Raw genomic sequence first — 16,959 nt, forward strand, 5'->3', positions numbered from 1 at the left:
AGGGGAAGGGGATTTTTTTGTTTGTCTAAAAAAGGAGGAGTACGATGTATATTCTAGTCGCAGAAGATGACCCTCATATCCAAGCCCTTGTCGTGTCAACGTTACAAGCCGACGGGCATTCCATCCGAGCGACAGCAGACGGAAACGAAGCGCTCGCTTGGATCGAGGAGATGACGTTCGAAGCAGCCGTACTTGATGTCCTGCTCCCCGGACAGACCGGTCTCGTCTTATGCGAGCGATTACGGCAACACGGGGACATCCCGATCTTGATGCTGACGGCACTCGGGGAGCTGACAGATAAACGGGACGGCTTCGCAGCAGGTGCCGATGATTACATCACAAAACCGTTTGATCCGGAAGAATTAGTATTTCGCCTCCACGCTGTGGCTCGGCGCTATCAAAAAGCGGCGCAACCTGTTTTGCATCTCGGGGATGTCACGATCGATAAACGTAGTCAGCTCGTGACGATTCAGTCGACCGAATGGACACTCCCGCGACGTGAATTCGAATTGTTGCATCAGTTGGCGAGTTTCCCGGGACGGGTCTTCAGCCGCGAGGAATTGATCGAACACGTCTGGGGACTCGATTTCATGGGGGATGACCGGACGATTGATGTCCACATCAAACGCCTCCGTGGACGCTTAAAGGAAACGAATCAGGTGAAGATCGAGACGGTCCGCGGACTCGGATACCGGTTGGAGGTCGACGCATGAGATCCCTCTATACGAAAATCGTCGGACTCGTCTGCGTTGTCTTACTCGTGTCGGCACTACTGGCGCTCCTGATTAGTAATATTGCCTATTATTCCTTTTGGCAGGACAGCTACAGCCAAAAAGTCGAGGAAGCGGTCGAGACGGCGATCGATTATTATGAAACGCACGGGGACGGCAAGACGGAGTCGTTTTACCGGATGTTACAAGCGACCGGCTTTCAACTGTATGTGCGCACGGACGACGCGATCGAGCGTTACGGAAACCCGTTTCGTGATGAAGCGCTCTCGAATCGGGTCGTCGAGCACGTGAAGAGTGGTCAACCGTATTACGGAATGCGTGAATATCCGTTCCATCTCTTCTTGCTCGGTCTGTTCGATAACGAAGTCATCAATACGTACGGCACGTCGGTCAAGACGGTGCAAGGCACGGACGCGATCTTCGTCCGACCGGACTTGAGTCGTCAGATCCGTGAGTTGCATCTGTTCGTCGGTCTGTTCCTTGGACTGCTTGTCGTGATCAGTTTCCTTTTGCTTGTCTTTTCAATCCGCTATCTCGTTCGTCCGATCCGGCGCCTGACAAAAGCGACGGAACAGATGGCAGACGGTGACTACGGAATCCGCGTCGGAACGAAGGCACGCGATGAAATTGGTGAGCTGTCCCGGCGGTTTGACGAAATGGCAACGGCAGTCGAAGCGTCTGATACGGAACGGCGCCGATTCGTTGCGAACGTCTCGCATGAATTCCAGTCGCCGCTGACGACGATTGCTGGTTACGCGGGACAACTCGATGTGACGGGAGAAGACGTCAGGAAACGAACGGTCATCCGTCAAGAGGCGGAGCGAATGTCGGAGCTGACGCGTCAACTGTTGATTTTAGCGAAGCTCGATGAAGGACGACGCTTCAAACGACAAGCACTTAATCTGCGGACGAATCTTGAGGCGACACTCACGACACTTGCCTTCCAGCTGGATGAGCAAGGAATCGCTGTCGCACTCGATGTTCCGACGGTGATACAAATACAAGCGGATGTCAGTGCGTTGGAACATGTCTTCCAAAATGTCATCCGAAACGCTGTCTCGGTCTCGAAAGACGGAGCGACAATCCAGATTCAAGCAGAGGAACAAGCGAATCAGGTCATCGTCCGGATCAAGGATGAAGGACCAGGTATGACGGATGAACAAATGGAACATGCCTTCGAACGCTTTTATCAAGGCGATGCGTCTCGGACGTCGCGCGGAACGGGACTTGGGCTTGCGATCGTCAAAGAGACGATGCGTCAACTCGGTGGGGATGCGAGCTTGTCGTCCGCTTCATCGGGTCTAACCGTAACGTTAACTTTTTTACGCGCGTGACACCTGCGTTCATGTTCCGTTCATATTGCGGCTGTATCATCAATCCTGTAGCGAACATACAGGAGGGATCACATAATGAAACTAGGATGGAAAGAACTCGTCCGGATGAAAGGGCGATTCAGTTGGATGACGATCGTGACGATGTTGCTCGTCTTATTGATCTTGATGATCACCGGCCTTGCAGATGGACTAGCTTATGACAATGGGGCAGCCGTCCGTAATCTGCCGGTCGAACAGTTTGCGCTAAGTAAAGATGCAGAAGGGCAGCTGACACGTTCATTCTTACAGGCGGATGAAACACCAAAGGGCGCGGAAGCACTCGGTGTCCAGAACATGGTGCTTGAGAAGAAGAATAAAACGAAGGACGACGTGACGGTCTTTGCGTTACCACAGACTACGAAATATGGTCCCAAACAGCTGCAATCGTTGCAAAAAGGGGAGGTACTTGTCGATGCTGCGTATGCAAAGCAACGCGGAACGCGCGTCGGCGATACGATCACGGATTTTCGGACGAAAGAGACGTTCCGAATTGCCGGTACAGTGACAGATGGACGTTATAGTCACGCCCCCGTCCTCTGGATGACCGATGAATCGTGGCAAGCGTGGCAATCGAAAATCGGTGCATCATATGTCTCGGCATACATCGGTCAGTCGTTGCAAACCGATCACTCGGTCTTTTCAAAACAAGAGATTGTTCAAAACGTACCGGGTTACGCGGCAGAACAAAACTCCTTTCAGATGATGCGGGTCGCGCTCGTCGTCATCGGAGCATTGATTCTGACAGCCTTCTTCTATATCTTGACGATGCAGAAGATGAAGCAGCTTGGTGTCTTAAAGGCCATCGGCATCCGGACAAGGACGATGGGAGCGAGTCTGCTCGTTCAAGTCGTCATACTGACGAGTCTTGCCTTTGGTGTCAGCGTCGCCATCACCTATCTGACGAGTCGTTTCCTGCCGCCGGATCTTCCCTTCCGATTTGAATGGTCGACGAGTCTGATGTACGGCGGCATTCTACTCGTAACGGCGATCCTCGGTGCGCTTGTTCCGCTACGGATGGTCAAGAAACTCGAGGCGGCAGATGCGATGGGAGGAATGAACGGATGATTCGATTAGAACAGATTGAACAAAGTTNNAAGTTATGGTGAGATGACGGTGCTGCATGACATTAACTTACAAGCAGAAGCGGGTGAGTTGATTGCTCTCGTCGGACCGAGCGGTAGTGGGAAAAGTACACTGCTCCAGTTGCTTGGATTGTTACAGACCCCAACGAATGGTGCCGTCTACTTTGATCATACGTGCGTCAGTGAAGCAGCGGACGAAGAACGTCGTCGTTTGCGTCTCGAGGAAGTCGGGTTCATCTTTCAAGAATCGCATCTCGTACCATTTTTGACAGCAGGAGAGCAACTCGAGCTAGTTGCAAAAGAAGCGGGGCGAACCGTTGACGTGACATCGGCTCTCGCCGTGTTCGGACTCGAGCACCGGAAAGACCATTTGCCGCACGCCTTATCAGGTGGCGAACGACAACGTGTCGCGATTGCCCGGGCTTTCGTTAATGAACCACGACTTGTACTTGCGGATGAACCGACGGCAAGTCTGGATTATCCGAACGGACGCCGGGTGATGGAGTTGTTACAACAACAAGCGCATGGTGCGAACAAGACCGTCATCGTCATCACCCATGACGAACGGATGCTAGATGTCTGTGACCGGATTTGGCGAATCGAAGACGGACGGATTACGGAAGCGACAGCATCCCGGTCCTATTCTCATAGTTGAACGAGTTTCCCTTTTGTTTTCGTGCCTCAGTGCATGTGAAACAAAAGGGTTTTTTGCTGATTCATCACGAAGATAGGGGAAACGGACCATTTGCGGAAGCGTTATCTTTGATATACTTAACCGTAGTAAAAAAAGATAAGGGTGGAAATAAATGTGAATTTAACAACCTTGATCCAAAGCGAATTACAAGCCATTCAGACCGAACGACTAACGGAATGGTTTACACATAAAAGCCACGAACGCCGGGAATATCAACGGATGCTCGAAGATTTCAAAGCAATCGTCATCATGCAACAGGCCGGATTTTATGAACAAGCGGATGCTCGTTTTGAACAGTGGAAGACGTTACCGATGCCGGCAGAGGTTTATCGTTACCGCCTAGCGATCGCAGGAAAAGCAGGCGGAAAACGTCTTGCTCAAAAGCGATTCGCATCCTTTCCCGTCACGGTCCAGAATCATCCGCAATTGAAAGACTGGAAGCGACTCGGAAAACTGAATCCATGGTGGATTGGTGGAGCCGTTGCTGTCGTCTCTCTCGTTCTCGTCTGGACACAGTTGGATAGCGAACCCGCAACACCAGTCACAACGAAACAGACAGAGGTCGAGCAACAACTCGCAGCGCTACAAACAGAAGTCGAACAGTTAAAAGAAAAAAACGAACAATTGGCAAGGGAGCAAGAGAGGGCGAAAGCGATCAAGCCAGAGAAGAAGGAAACAAAAACGGAAACACAGGAGCCGAAAGTGTCTGCGAAAGAAGCGCTCGAGCAAGGGGTCGCTGCCGTTCAGGCGAAGGACTACAAACGAGCAGACAGTGTCTTGAACGGATCCGTCTTGACGAACAAAGAGACAGCAGGCATGGCACGCTTTTATAAGTTGATTGCGGCCGGAAAGTTGAAGAACACGACACAAGCGGATTACATCGCCTATCGGGAAGATTTTCCGAAGTCCGGTTACATAAGTGATGTCCTCTGGATGCAAGCCGTTTATGAACAAAAATATAAAAAAGGCGACTATCGAGCGACCTTACAAGAACTCGCGAAACAACCGGAAAATGAATGGTCTTATGCGGCAAAAGCGATTCTATCGGGTAAGAGTACGCTCGGGAACTGACGAAAAAACAGTTCCCAAGCAGTACGCTTATAGAGTACAATGCGAAAAGAGAATGGAGAGGAGATGCAAACAATGAGTAAAGTACATGTATTTGATCACCCATTGATTCAGCACAAGATGACGATCATGCGTAAAGTCGAAACAGGAACGAAACAATTCCGGGAACTTGTCGACGAGGTGGCTTCATTGATGGCATATGAAATCACACGTGACCTTCCACTCACAGATGTCGCGATCGAGACACCGGTCACGAAGACGACGCAGAAGATGATCGAAGGCAAGAAACTCGGGATCGTCCCGATTCTCCGCGCCGGTCTCGGTATGGTCGACGGCATGCTCCGCATGATGCCGAACGTCAAAGTCGGTCACATCGGTTTGTACCGTGATCCGGAGACACTCGAGCCAACGGAATACTACCTCAAGCTCCCAACAGACGTCGCAGAACGTGATTTCGTCGTCGTTGACCCGATGCTTGCGACAGGTGGTTCGGCGGCAGACGCCATCTCCTCCTTAAAGAAACAAGGGGCGAAGAGCATCAAGCTCGCATGTCTCTGTGCAGCACCTGAAGGCGTTAAACGCGTTCAAGAAGAACACCCAGACGTCGACATCTATCTCGCGGCACTCGACGAGAAGTTGAACGACCACGGATACATCGTCCCAGGGCTCGGCNNGCAGGAGACCGTCTCTTCGGAACGAAGTAAAAAGACAGCAAGATATACGAAAAGACCGCAGACGATGATCTGCGGTCTTTTCGTTGCTATTTCGTAAACTGCGCAAGATTGCTGAAATATGCTTTAATGAAAAAAGGAAAAAAGGAGGAAGTCACCATGCCGATTACAGTCATGCCGATTTTCGGGACACGACCGGAAGCCATCAAGATGGCACCGCTCGTCAACGCCCTGAAGCAACACCCTGCTTTTGATGTTCATGTTACGATCACTGCCCAACACCGCGAGATGCTCGATCAAGTGCTCGATCTGTTTGAGATCGAACCGGATCATGATTTAAATATCATGAAACAACGTCAAACCCTCATCGACATCACGACGCGTGGTCTTGAAGGACTTGATGCGATCATGAAGGACATCAAACCGGATCTCGTCCTCGTCCATGGGGATACGACGACGACGTTCGTCGGAAGCCTAGCTGCCTATTACAATCAGATCGCGGTCGGTCACGTCGAGGCGGGACTGCGGACCTATAATAAGTACTCTCCGTTCCCGGAAGAGGTCAATCGTCAGTTGACGTCGACGCTCGCGGACTTACATTTCGCTCCGACAGCGCAAGCGGCAGCGAATCTCGCATCCGAAAATCGTCACGCCGGTGTCTACATCACAGGAAACACGGCGATCGATGCTCTGCAAACGACCGTCCAATCGGATTACGTCCATCCGATGCTCGAGACGGTCGGGGACCGGAAGTTGATCTTGATGACAGCGCACCGTCGTGAGAACCAAGGCGAGAAGATGCACCAAATGTTCCGGGCGATTCGTCGCCTCGTCGATGCGTTCCCGGAGACGCACGTCGTCTATCCGGTCCACCTCAATCCAGTCGTTCAAGAAGCGGCGAAGAAGGTTTTTGAAGGGCATGATCGGATTTCGTTGATCGCTCCACTCGACGTCTTCGATTTCCATAACTTCGCGAGCCGTGCCCATTTGATCTTAACTGACTCGGGTGGCGTACAAGAAGAAGCACCATCACTCGGTGTTCCTGTTCTTGTCTTACGCGATACGACGGAACGTCCGGAAGGGATTACTGCCGGAACGTTGAAGCTTGCCGGAACGGAAGAAGAGACGATCTATCAGATGGCAACAGAACTCTTGACGAACAAAACACTTTATCAGGAGATGGCGCATGCTTCAAACCCGTATGGAGACGGTCACGCCTCAGAACGCATCGTCCAAGCGATTCTGCATCACTTCGGTCAAGGAGAAGCACCGGCACCGTTACTCACACAATGAAGTAGGACAGCACGCGTCATCACCCGACTCCTACAGGAAAAAGCGCGACAAGTCGCGCTGTCAGAGACGAACAAGACCCGAATTCACGGACCGGAAGGAACGTGAATCCTGGCTTGTGTCTCGCCTGAGGAAAGCGGGTGAAGGAAGCGTGGAGAATTCAAAGCGAGATAAAATACTAGTATATGTAGCTTCCTACATGAAGGAGCTATATTATTTTTGTCATTTCCGCTAAATTCAGCCCATTTGTTTAGAAAATGTAAAACCAGATGACCTTGAAACTGGAAAGGAAACGATGACGATTCAAGCTGTGACTTAGCGCACGATTAAAAAATGGAAATCGCTGAAATGTATTGTTACAAACAGATGTCAGAGCTGTTTTTATGTCCTGATTAGGAAGCGTTTTCAATTGTGAACAAAAAATGTTTTTTCACAAAATCGACACAAATCAATTTTAGAGGTCTTGTTTCGGTTTAACGGGCACGATATAACGTTACTGTTCAACGGTTTTGTTCACCATATGAACAATCTCTTTAACCGTTGATAGCACTACATATTTTCTTCACATCTTCGTGAAATGACTTGCATGTAAGACATCTGTGAAAACCTTATCAATCGTTGATATGTATAGGTTTTTCGGCTCTGTTTTTATTGTGAATTCATTTGACTATGAAAGCTGCTTCATTGTATTCTTGACTAGTATGAAAATCCGCAAATTGTGGGAAAGAAAAAGAACTCACAATTGGGAAAAAAGGGGGTCGTCTCTAGTGCGCCAAAGTGGGCTCGCGAAGAGTATGGTCATGGCCTCGCAAATTTCGACGGCACTGGCTGCACCGATCGTCATTGGCTTTTTGGTTGGGAACTATGGGGAACAACAACAATGGTGGGAAAAAATGGGTGCGACGTTCGCCGTGTTCATCGGGATTTTCATCGGCATTCTTTGCATGATCGCCATGATCAGGCACTTGTTAGGGGAGAAGACATGAACATCATCCTTCAAGATGCGTTGTATCGTGCGTACTTACGATGGTTTGGACTCTTTTACGGGATCCTTGCTGTCCTGCTGCTCATCGGACGCCCGAGTGAACCGGTCATCTATGGACTGGCGCTTGGTGGAACTGGCAGCTTTCTGATCTTGACGCTTCAACGACTCAGCGTCGATCGGATGTATCGTGTAATCGAGACGGGGCGTAAGCCGATGTCTCGTGGGACCGTTTCACGCATGGCGGTCGCGGTACTTTGTGTGATGATCGGTTTGAAATATCAAACTGAATTGTCATTAACTGCGGTGGTAATAGGCCTTCTCGCCGGCCACGTCATACAATTTTGTGAGTTCTTGACTCACGAACTCAAGCGGGAAAAGAGGTGAATAGTCAAATGAACCACGAAATGCCACTTTACGAAATCCCACTCTGGGGTGACTTCGTTCTGTACGGTAGCTGGACGAACTTGATCACAGTATTGATTGCTGCTGCTCTCGTCTTCTTGATTGCCGTGGCCGGTACGCGACGTCTTGTGATGAAGCCAACCGGTGCTCAAAACGTGATGGAGATGTTCCTCGAATTCGTTCGCGGTATCATCAGCAGCACGATGGACTGGAAAACAGGGGGTCGCTTCCTTACGTTCGGAATGACATTATTCCTGTTCATCCTTGTATCCAACATCATGGGTCTCCCATTCAACGTCGTGACGGGACACTACATTTGGTTCAACTCACCAACTGCAGATCCTTACGTGACACTGGCACTTTCATCTCTCGTAGTGGTCATGAGCCATTACTACGGTGTGAAGATGCGCGGCTTCGGCGCTTATGCGAAAACATTCATGACGCCGATGTTTATCATTACCATCATCGAGGAGTTTGCAAACACGTTGACGCTCGGTCTTCGTCTTTACGGAAACATCTTCGCTGGTGAGATCATGATCGGAATCATTCTTTCGATCGGTATCGTCTCTGGTACGAACGATTTCCAATTCCTCGGACCAGTCGGCGCGATCATCTCGGGTATCCCGATGTTGATCTGGCAAGGATTCTCACTCTTCATCGGTGGTATCCAAGCGTACATCTTCCTTATCCTGACGATGGTTTACATCGGACATAAGGCAGCGCACGACCATTAATTCGAAGGTAAAGCATCCGCTTTTCCGATAACAGCACGACAAATCAATGAACATACTCTAGGGAGGCAATTTATCATGAATCTTATTGCAACAGCGATCATCATCGGACTCGGCGCACTCGGCGCAGGTATCGGTAACGGTCTTATCGTAAACGGTACAGTATTAGGTCAAGCACGTCAGCCAGAACTCAAAAACGAACTTCGTCAAACAATGTTCATCGGTATCGGTCTCGTCGAGGCACTTCCAATCATCGGTGTAGCGGTCGGTTTCCTTCTTCTCAACTCTTAATCCACGATTAACGAGAACGGACTACATAGGGCGCTATTCGTTCAACGTTTGAGTGAACCGTCACGGGAGCTTAGGCTCCCTTATGTAGATATTGAAGTTGAACCAACCACGAGGGGAGTGTAATCGAATGAATCTAACGTATCTTGCGGCAGAGGCTGGTGGCGAAGGCAACCATCTCTTATTAGCCAACATGATCGTCACGATCGTCGTTTTCCTCTTGCTCCTCATCCTCTTGAAGAAATTCGCATGGGGCCCGCTCGTCAACATGATGAAAGCGCGGGAAGAGCATGTGGCTAGCGAGATCAACTCGGCTGAAAAGAGCCGTAAAGACGCTGAAGTCTACGTAGAACAACAACGCGAAGAATTAAACAAGGCGCGTACGGAAGCACGCGATCTTTTAGAAGCATCACGCCGTCAGGCAGAAGCAGAGCAAGCACGTGCGATGGAGCAGGCACGTCTTGAATCCGAAATGAGTAAGGAAGAAGCTCGCCGTGCGATCGAACGTGAACGCGCTGAAGCACAAGCTGCTTTGAAGAACGATGTCGCTCTTCAAGCAATCGCTGCAGCACGCCACGTCATGAAAACACAGCTTGCGACGGACGAAGCCGCTCAAAAAGCACTCGTCGATCAATTCCTTGCTGATACTAAGGGCACGAACTAATGCGTGATCACGTAGCGGGACGCTACGCAAAAGCGCTCTTCGATCTTGCGCTTGAGCACCATGTGCTCGAGCAAGCAGAAGCTGATGTGCGGACGCTCGGCGAAGTGCTCCACGCAACACCAGAGCTCGCTTCGGTTTTAGATAACCCATCGATTTCTGCTGAAGAGCTCAAGCAAGTTCTTCAAACAAGCTTCACTGGCTTCAACTCGATCGTCTTGAACACGTTGCTCGTCATGGTCGAAAACGACCGGGCGGCAGAAATCGTCACGTTACCGGAACACTTCATTGCATTGTTGAATGAACACCGCAATGTCGCGACGGCAATCGTCACGAGTGCATACAAATTGTCAGACGAGGAACTCACGAAAGTGAAAGAGACGTTTGGCCAAAAATCAGGTAAAACGCTTGAAGTCGAGAACGTCGTCGACACGAGTGTCATCGGAGGACTTCGCGTTCAAATCGGTTACACGACATATGACGGTACGATCGAAACTAAACTAACGCGCCTTGAGCGTGAGCTGTTAAAAGCGTAAGAAAATAGGGGTGAAACGCATGAGCATTAGAGCTGAAGAAATCAGCGCCCTGCTTAAAGCGCGTATCGCGCAGTACGGTTCTACGATGGAAGTGAACGAGACAGGTACGGTCATCCAAATCGGTGATGGTATCGCTCGTGCACACGGACTCGACAACGTCATGTCGGGAGAGCTCGTAGAATTCGCTAACGGCACAATGGGCTTGGCGCAAAACTTAGAAGAAGGCAACGTCGGTATCATCATCCTCGGTGACTACCTTGAAATCAAAGAAGGCGACTCTGTTCGCCGTACGGGCCGCATCATGGAAGTACCAACTGGAGACGCACTCCTCGGACGTGTCGTCAACCCACTCGGTATGCCAATCGATGGTCTTGGTCCAATCGAAACAGAACACTACAACCCGATCGAGCGTAAGGCGTCTGGCGTCATGGCGCGTAAATCGGTACACGAACCACTTCAGACAGGAATCAAGGCGATCGATGCCCTCGTTCCAATCGGTCGTGGACAGCGTGAGTTGATCATCGGTGACCGTCAGACGGGTAAGACGTCGATCGCGATCGATACGATCATCAACCAAAAAGAAGAAAACATGATCTGTATCTACGTCGCAATCGGACAAAAAGAATCAACAGTCCGTGGCGTCGTCGAGACGCTCCGTAAAAACGGTGCCCTCGATTACACGATCGTCGTTTCGGCAGCGGCTTCACAGCCGGCTCCACTTCTTTACCTCGCACCATTCGCAGGTGTCGCGATGGGTGAACACTTCATGGACCAAGGCAAACACGTTCTTGTCATCTATGATGATCTTTCAAAACAAGCAGCTGCTTACCGTGAGCTTTCACTTCTCTTGAAACGCCCACCAGGCCGCGAAGCTTACCCAGGGGATGTCTTCTACCTCCACTCACGCCTTCTTGAGCGTGCGGCGAAGTTGAACGACGAGCTTGGCGCAGGTAGCTTGACTGCCCTTCCGTTCATCGAGACGCAAGCGTCGGATATCTCAGCTTATATCCCGACGAACGTTATCTCGATCACGGATGGTCAAATCTTCCTTCAATCGGATCTCTTCTTCTCAGGTGTCCGTCCCGCGATCAACCCGGGTCTCTCGGTATCGCGTGTAGGTGGTTCGGCTCAAGTTAAAGCGATGAAGAAGGTAGCGGGTACGCTCCGTCTTGACCTCGCATCTTACCGTGAGCTTGAAGCATTCGCTCAGTTCGGATCTGACCTTGATAAAGCGACTCAATCGAAGCTTAACCGTGGTGAGCGGACAGTTGAAGTCTTGAAACAGGACTTGAACCAACCCCTTACTGTCGATAAGCAAGTCATCATCATCTATGCCTTGACTCGTGGTCACCTTGATGATGTTGCTGTAACGGATATTCGTCGTTTTGAAAAGGAACTCAACCTCTGGCTCGATCAAAACCGCAAACAACTTTGCGATGAGATCCGTAAGACAGGTAACCTTCCAGCAGACGAAGAGCTCGTAGCAGCAATCTCAGAATTTAAGAAAACGTTCCAAGCGACGGTCTAATCCGGCGGAACGCTCTTGATACTAACAAGGTGGTGAATCGAAATGGCATCGTTGCGCGAGATACAAACGCGGATCAACTCGACGAAAAGTACGAAACAGATCACGAAAGCGATGAACATGGTTTCGGCGTCGAAACTGAACCGCGCTCAAGCACATAGCGCGAAGTTCCAACCTTACATGCTGAAAATGCAAGAGGTACTCGGAACCATTGCGAATGGCACGACAGGTGCGAGCCATCCGATGCTCGAGAAACGTCCCGTCAAAAAGACAGGATATATCGTCATCACATCGGATCGCGGCTTAGCTGGTGCATATAACGCCAACGTGCTGCGTGAAGTCTACCGGGAAATCAAAGAAAAGCATACTACGGACAGTTACGTTCTCTTCGTGGTCGGTAAAGTCGGTGTCCAGTTCTTCCGTTCGCGCGGAATCACGGTCACGGATGCGATCACAGGCTTGAACGATTCTCCTTCGTATGTCGACGTCGCTGAGATCGTGAAGCGCACAGTGAGTGCGTTCACGATCGGCGAAATCGACGAGCTCAAGCTGTGCTACAACCACTTCTTATCTGTCATCAGCCAGGAAGTGAAAGTTGAAACCCTTCTCCCACTCGGAGAAATCGAAGCTTCGTCTTCGACGACTTATGAGTACGAGCCAAGCGAGGAACAAATCCTTGCAGAACTCCTCCCGCGTTATGCGGAGAGCTTGATCTTCGGTGCGCTTCTTGACGCGAAAGTAGCAGAACATGCGTCACGTATGACAGCAATGCAAAGTGCGACAGATAACGCAGATGACTTGATCGGTCGATTGACTCTCGTCTACAACCGAGCTCGACAAGCTGCGATCACGCAAGAAATCACAGAGATCGTCAGTGGGGCTGCTGCGCAGCAGTAATCCCGACTGGCGTAACGATAGGTAGGAGGAAACACGATGAACGAACTCGGTTTAAAAGGCCGCGTCGTCGCGGTCATGGGACCTGTCATCGACGTTAAGTTCGAAGGACACTTACCGAACATCTACAACGCGCTCCGTATTCAATATACGCCGCAAACTGTAGAAGAAGTGGCTATCGACTTGACGCTTGAGGTCGCCCTGCACCTTGGTGACGACGTCGTCCGTACCATTGCGATGGACTCTACGGATGGAGTACGCCGTGGAATGGAAGTACTCGATACGAATGCTCCAATCTCGGTACCCGTCGGAGAAGCGACACTTGGTCGCGTCTTCAACGTACTCGGTAACCCAATTGATGAAAAAGAAATCGCTGCTGACGTGGAACGTCTTCCAATCCACAAAAAAGCACCGACTTTCGATAACCTTTCAACGAAAGTTGAAATCCTCGAGACTGGAATTAAAGTCGTCGACTTGCTCGCTCCTTACATCAAGGGTGGTAAGATCGGTCTCTTCGGTGGTGCCGGTGTAGGTAAGACCGTCCTTATCCAGGAATTGATCAACAACATCGCCCAAGAGCACAGCGGTATCTCGGTATTCGCAGGTGTTGGTGAGCGGACGCGTGAAGGAAATGACTTGTTCCACGAGATGACGGATTCAGGCGTTATCAAACAAACAGCGATGGTCTTCGGTCAGATGAACGAACCACCGGGTGCACGTCTTCGTGTTGCCTTGACTGGTTTGACGATGGCGGAATACTTCCGTGATGAGCAAGGACAAGACGTTCTTCTCTTCGTTGATAACATCTTCCGTTACACACAAGCGGGTTCTGAGGTATCGGCCCTTCTCGGTCGTATGCCATCTGCCGTTGGTTACCAACCGACACTCGCAACAGAGATGGGTATGCTCCAAGAGCGAATCACATCAACAAACAAAGGTTCGGTTACATCGATCCAAGCGGTTTATGTACCAGCCGATGACTATACTGACCCGGCTCCTGCAACGACGTTTGCTCACTTAGATGCAACGACGAACCTTGAGCGCCGTCTCTCTGAGATGGGGATCTATCCTGCCGTGGATCCACTTGCTTCGACATCACGTGCCCTTTCACCGGAAATCGTCGGCGAAGAGCACTACAGTGTCGCTCGTCAAGTTCAGGAAACACTTCAGCGTTATAAAGAACTTCAAGATATCATCGCGATCCTCGGTATGGACGAGTTGTCAGAAGACGACAAATTGACTGTACACCGTGCGCGTCGTATCCAGTTCTTCTTGTCGCAGAACTTCCACGTAGCTGAGCAGTTCACAGGACAAAAAGGATCGTACGTCCCAGTTAAGGATACGATCCGCGGCTTCAAAGAAATCCTCGAAGGTAAACACGATGACTTAACGGAAGAAGCATTCCGTCTCGTCGGTCCGATCGAAGATGCGATTGAAAAAGCGAAGGCGCTTGTCTAAGTGACAAAGCATAAGGGGGACTTGAGATGAACACACTTCATGTCAATATCGTCACCCCGGATGGCGAAGTGTATGATGGCGATATCCGTATGGTCGTTGCGAAGACGATTTCTGGTGAGATCGGGGTTCTCCCGCACCACGTCCCACTCGTGACACCACTCGATATCAGCATCTTGAAGTTGCGCCACGAAGATGGCGGACGCACGTTGATCGCTATCAGCGGTGGCTTTATGGAAGTGCGCCAGGATACTGTAACGGTTCTTGCGGAAACTGCGGAGCAAGCAGACAAGGTCGATTACGACCGGGCTGCAGCTGCGAAGGTTCGCGCAGAACGTCGTCTCCAGGACACGAAACTATCAGAACTCGAATTCAAACGCGCTGAACTTTCACTGAAACGAGCAGTTAACCGTCTCAGCTTGAAAGACTACGGTCGCGATTGATTCGACCAAAGACCCGAATTCCTTTGCGGAATCGGGTCTTTTTTTGTACGATACGCCAATGATTTTTCTAAAAGCAAACGTTTTCGCAAGAGGGAGGACGATACAGGTTTAAAACACCGTAAAAATGTAAAAGTACATTATATGCCTCGTCTTCACAATTTCTTCAACATTTTTTCTTTAGAAGACTAAATTTATCTTCAATAAATATATTTTATACGCTAAAATTAATTCAGCGTGTTCTTTTTTGTTTGCGCAATCATTCATTTTATGAAATCATAGTAAAGTTGGAGAAACTATGAAAAAGAGGTGCAACGAAAGTGACATCTATTGGTGTGAGTGCGTTAGTTAGTATGCTGGTCTACATCGTAGCGATTCTACTCGCTTGGTGGTCCTTATTACCAGTCAAATGGGAGAAAATCCTGCAACATCTTAAAGGACCGCATGCGGTAGCCCTGCGAACGATTCTAGCCATTGCACTTGGATCAATCGTAGCTCGCTTTTTATTGGATTATGCCGGTTTTGCACAGCGTCTTCAGTTTTTAATTGGGTGAACTTGTAACTGCATTGTAAACCCTGAAATGGTAATTTGTTTTAACATGGAACAGGACACTGCTCTTTCAATGAAGGAACACAGTCATTTAGCAATCATCTAACACTATAATCGAAACGTCGTATTGGCTTTGGAGTAAGAGATCAACAATAGGGAAGTTTCTTTTCTAACATTCGTTGAATTCCAACTATGATCCTCACCAATCACGAATTGAACATACTAGAACAGAAACGAAGCAGAGGAGTAGGGAGAATGGAAAAAATCGTTGTCCGTGGCGGACGTAAATTAGCTGGAACAGTCAAAGTAGAAGGTGCAAAGAACGCGGTCTTAAAAACACTCGTCGCGACATTGCTTGCATCAGAGGGCCAATCGGTTCTTCAAAACGTACCACGTCTAGCAGACGTCTATACAATCAATAACGTCTTACGCAACTTGAATGCGGAAGTCGAGTTCGACGCTGAAGCAAACACGGTGACAGTCAATGCCGAACCGAATCTTAAAGATGAAGCGCCACTCGAATACGTCCGTAAGATGCGGGCTTCGATCCTCGTCATGGGTCCATTACTTGCACGTCTCGGTCGCGCACGTGTCGCGATGCCAGGTGGCTGTGCGATTGGTTCACGTCCAATCGATCTTCACCTAAAAGGCTTCGAAGCGATGGGCGCGAAGACGATCATCGGAAACGGATTCGTCGAAGCACATGTCGACGGTCGTCTCAAAGGTGCGAAAATTTACCTCGACTTCCCATCAGTCGGTGCGACAGAAAACATCATGATGGCTGCGACACTCGCAGAAGGAACGACAATCATTGAAAACGTCGCAAAAGAACCAGAAATCGTTGATCTTGCGAACTTCTTGAACGCAATGGGCGCAAAAGTCCGCGGTGCAGGTACAGAAACGATCCGCATCGAAGGCGTCGAGAAATTACATGGTGCGACACACTACGTCATTCCGGACCGGATCGAAGCAGGTACGTTCATGATCGCAGCAGCAATCACAGAAGGTGACGTCGAAGTCATCGGTGCAGAGCGTGAACACCTTCGTCCACTCATCTCGAAGATGGAAGAGATGGGCGTTAAGATCACGGATACAGAAGAAGGTCTCCGTGTCGTCGGTCCAGAAAAACTCGAAGCAGTCGACGTCAAGACGATGCCACACCCAGGCTTCCCGACAGACGTTCAGGCACAAATGATGGCACTTGTTCTCAAGGCAGGCGGCACATCGGTCATCACGGAAACAGTCTTCGAGAACCGCTTCATGCACGTCGAAGAATTCCGTCGCATGAACGCGGATATCAAAATCGAAGGTCGTTCATCGATCATCAATGGCGGCGTGCAATTACAAGGCGCAGAAGTGCTTTCAACAGACCTTCGCTCAGGTGCGGCACTCGTCACAGCAGGATTGATCGCTGAAGGCGAAACGCGCGTTGGCGCACTTCACCACATCGACCGTGGATACGTCGACTTCCACTTGAAGTTACAAGCACTTGGTGCAGACGTAGAACGTGTGACAGAAGAAGCGGCAGTCGTTGAAGAAACAGCTGCAACAAAACTTTAAGCACTCATTCAAGAGCATTCTCT

General features: G+C 49.9%; 18 protein-coding genes and 1 pseudogene. All 19 read left to right on the top strand.

The window, feature by feature from the left end; translation table 11 throughout:
* Positions 1-44 precede the first annotated feature (44 nt).
* The 19 genes and pseudogenes from B4F99_RS07560 (at position 45) to murA (ending at position 16,936) form a co-directional block, all read left to right on the top strand.
* The gene (locus B4F99_RS07560) at positions 45-713 is read left to right on the top strand and encodes a response regulator transcription factor (RefSeq protein ID WP_290756390.1); all 669 of its coding nucleotides are present in this window, start codon (positions 45-47) and stop codon (positions 711-713) included.
* A complete protein-coding gene (locus B4F99_RS07565; protein WP_290756392.1) occupies positions 710-2,065 on the top strand; it encodes a HAMP domain-containing sensor histidine kinase in 1,356 nt (451 codons plus the stop codon). Before B4F99_RS07560 ends, B4F99_RS07565 begins: the two co-directional genes overlap by 4 nt.
* 75 nt (positions 2,066-2,140) lie before the next feature.
* Positions 2,141-3,169 carry an ABC transporter permease gene (locus tag B4F99_RS07570; protein WP_290756395.1) on the top strand — a complete coding sequence of 343 codons (1,029 nt, stop codon included), beginning with the start codon at positions 2,141-2,143 and terminating at the stop codon, positions 3,167-3,169.
* Between the two features lie 42 nt (positions 3,170-3,211).
* Complete coding sequence (locus tag B4F99_RS07575; RefSeq protein WP_290756398.1) at positions 3,212-3,841, top strand: ABC transporter ATP-binding protein; 630 nt, start codon at positions 3,212-3,214, stop codon at positions 3,839-3,841.
* Positions 3,842-3,994: 153 nt separating this feature from the next.
* Positions 3,995-4,951 carry a hypothetical protein gene (locus B4F99_RS07580; protein ID WP_290756401.1) on the top strand — a complete coding sequence of 319 codons (957 nt, stop codon included), beginning with the start codon at positions 3,995-3,997 and terminating at the stop codon, positions 4,949-4,951.
* 72 nt (positions 4,952-5,023) lie between these two features.
* Positions 5,024-5,652: pseudogene (upp, locus tag B4F99_RS07585) on the top strand (uracil phosphoribosyltransferase).
* A 126-nt stretch (positions 5,653-5,778) separates the two neighbouring features.
* A complete protein-coding gene (wecB, locus tag B4F99_RS07590) occupies positions 5,779-6,912 on the top strand; it encodes a non-hydrolyzing UDP-N-acetylglucosamine 2-epimerase (protein ID WP_214852105.1) in 1,134 nt (377 codons plus the stop codon).
* Positions 6,913-7,676: 764 nt separating this feature from the next.
* Positions 7,677-7,895 carry an AtpZ/AtpI family protein gene (locus B4F99_RS07595; protein ID WP_023469502.1) on the top strand — a complete coding sequence of 73 codons (219 nt, stop codon included), beginning with the start codon at positions 7,677-7,679 and terminating at the stop codon, positions 7,893-7,895.
* On the top strand, positions 7,892-8,278 hold the full coding sequence (locus B4F99_RS07600) for an ATP synthase subunit I (RefSeq protein ID WP_290752966.1): 387 nt from the start codon (positions 7,892-7,894) through the stop codon (positions 8,276-8,278). Before B4F99_RS07595 ends, B4F99_RS07600 begins: the two co-directional genes overlap by 4 nt.
* 8 nt (positions 8,279-8,286) lie before the next feature.
* Positions 8,287-9,030: a F0F1 ATP synthase subunit A gene (atpB, locus tag B4F99_RS07605; protein ID WP_290756405.1), complete on the top strand. Its 744-nt coding sequence runs from the start codon at positions 8,287-8,289 to the stop codon at positions 9,028-9,030.
* Between the two features lie 75 nt (positions 9,031-9,105).
* Entirely contained in the window at positions 9,106-9,318 is a 213-nt protein-coding gene (gene atpE, locus B4F99_RS07610) for a F0F1 ATP synthase subunit C (RefSeq protein ID WP_023469499.1), read from the top strand.
* 127 nt (positions 9,319-9,445) lie between these two features.
* The gene (gene atpF / locus B4F99_RS07615) at positions 9,446-9,979 is read left to right on the top strand and encodes a F0F1 ATP synthase subunit B (RefSeq protein WP_214852108.1); all 534 of its coding nucleotides are present in this window, start codon (positions 9,446-9,448) and stop codon (positions 9,977-9,979) included.
* Positions 9,979-10,512, top strand: a complete 534-nt coding sequence (locus B4F99_RS07620; protein WP_023469497.1) for a F0F1 ATP synthase subunit delta — start codon at positions 9,979-9,981, stop codon at positions 10,510-10,512. The genes atpF and B4F99_RS07620 overlap by 1 nt, the downstream gene beginning before the upstream one ends.
* A gap of 19 nt (positions 10,513-10,531) precedes the next feature.
* Positions 10,532-12,040 carry a F0F1 ATP synthase subunit alpha gene (atpA, locus tag B4F99_RS07625; protein ID WP_035395863.1) on the top strand — a complete coding sequence of 503 codons (1,509 nt, stop codon included), beginning with the start codon at positions 10,532-10,534 and terminating at the stop codon, positions 12,038-12,040.
* Positions 12,041-12,082: 42 nt separating this feature from the next.
* Positions 12,083-12,934 (top strand): ATP synthase F1 subunit gamma, encoded by an 852-nt coding sequence (gene atpG, locus B4F99_RS07630; protein WP_058704130.1) that lies wholly within the window; start codon positions 12,083-12,085, stop codon positions 12,932-12,934.
* A gap of 36 nt (positions 12,935-12,970) precedes the next feature.
* On the top strand, positions 12,971-14,389 hold the full coding sequence (gene atpD, locus B4F99_RS07635) for a F0F1 ATP synthase subunit beta (protein ID WP_058704129.1): 1,419 nt from the start codon (positions 12,971-12,973) through the stop codon (positions 14,387-14,389).
* 26 nt (positions 14,390-14,415) lie between these two features.
* Positions 14,416-14,829: a F0F1 ATP synthase subunit epsilon gene (locus B4F99_RS07640; RefSeq protein ID WP_023469493.1), complete on the top strand. Its 414-nt coding sequence runs from the start codon at positions 14,416-14,418 to the stop codon at positions 14,827-14,829.
* A gap of 317 nt (positions 14,830-15,146) precedes the next feature.
* Complete coding sequence (locus B4F99_RS07645) at positions 15,147-15,380, top strand: DUF1146 family protein (protein ID WP_290756416.1); 234 nt, start codon at positions 15,147-15,149, stop codon at positions 15,378-15,380.
* Positions 15,381-15,631: 251 nt separating this feature from the next.
* Positions 15,632-16,936 (top strand): UDP-N-acetylglucosamine 1-carboxyvinyltransferase, encoded by a 1,305-nt coding sequence (gene murA / locus B4F99_RS07650; RefSeq protein ID WP_214852114.1) that lies wholly within the window; start codon positions 15,632-15,634, stop codon positions 16,934-16,936.
* Positions 16,937-16,959: the final 23 nt, after the last annotated feature.

The sequence above is a fragment of the Exiguobacterium sp. UBA3491 genome, from assembly GCF_002377745.1.
In the GTDB taxonomy this organism is placed as follows: domain Bacteria; phylum Bacillota; class Bacilli; order Exiguobacteriales; family Exiguobacteriaceae; genus Exiguobacterium_A.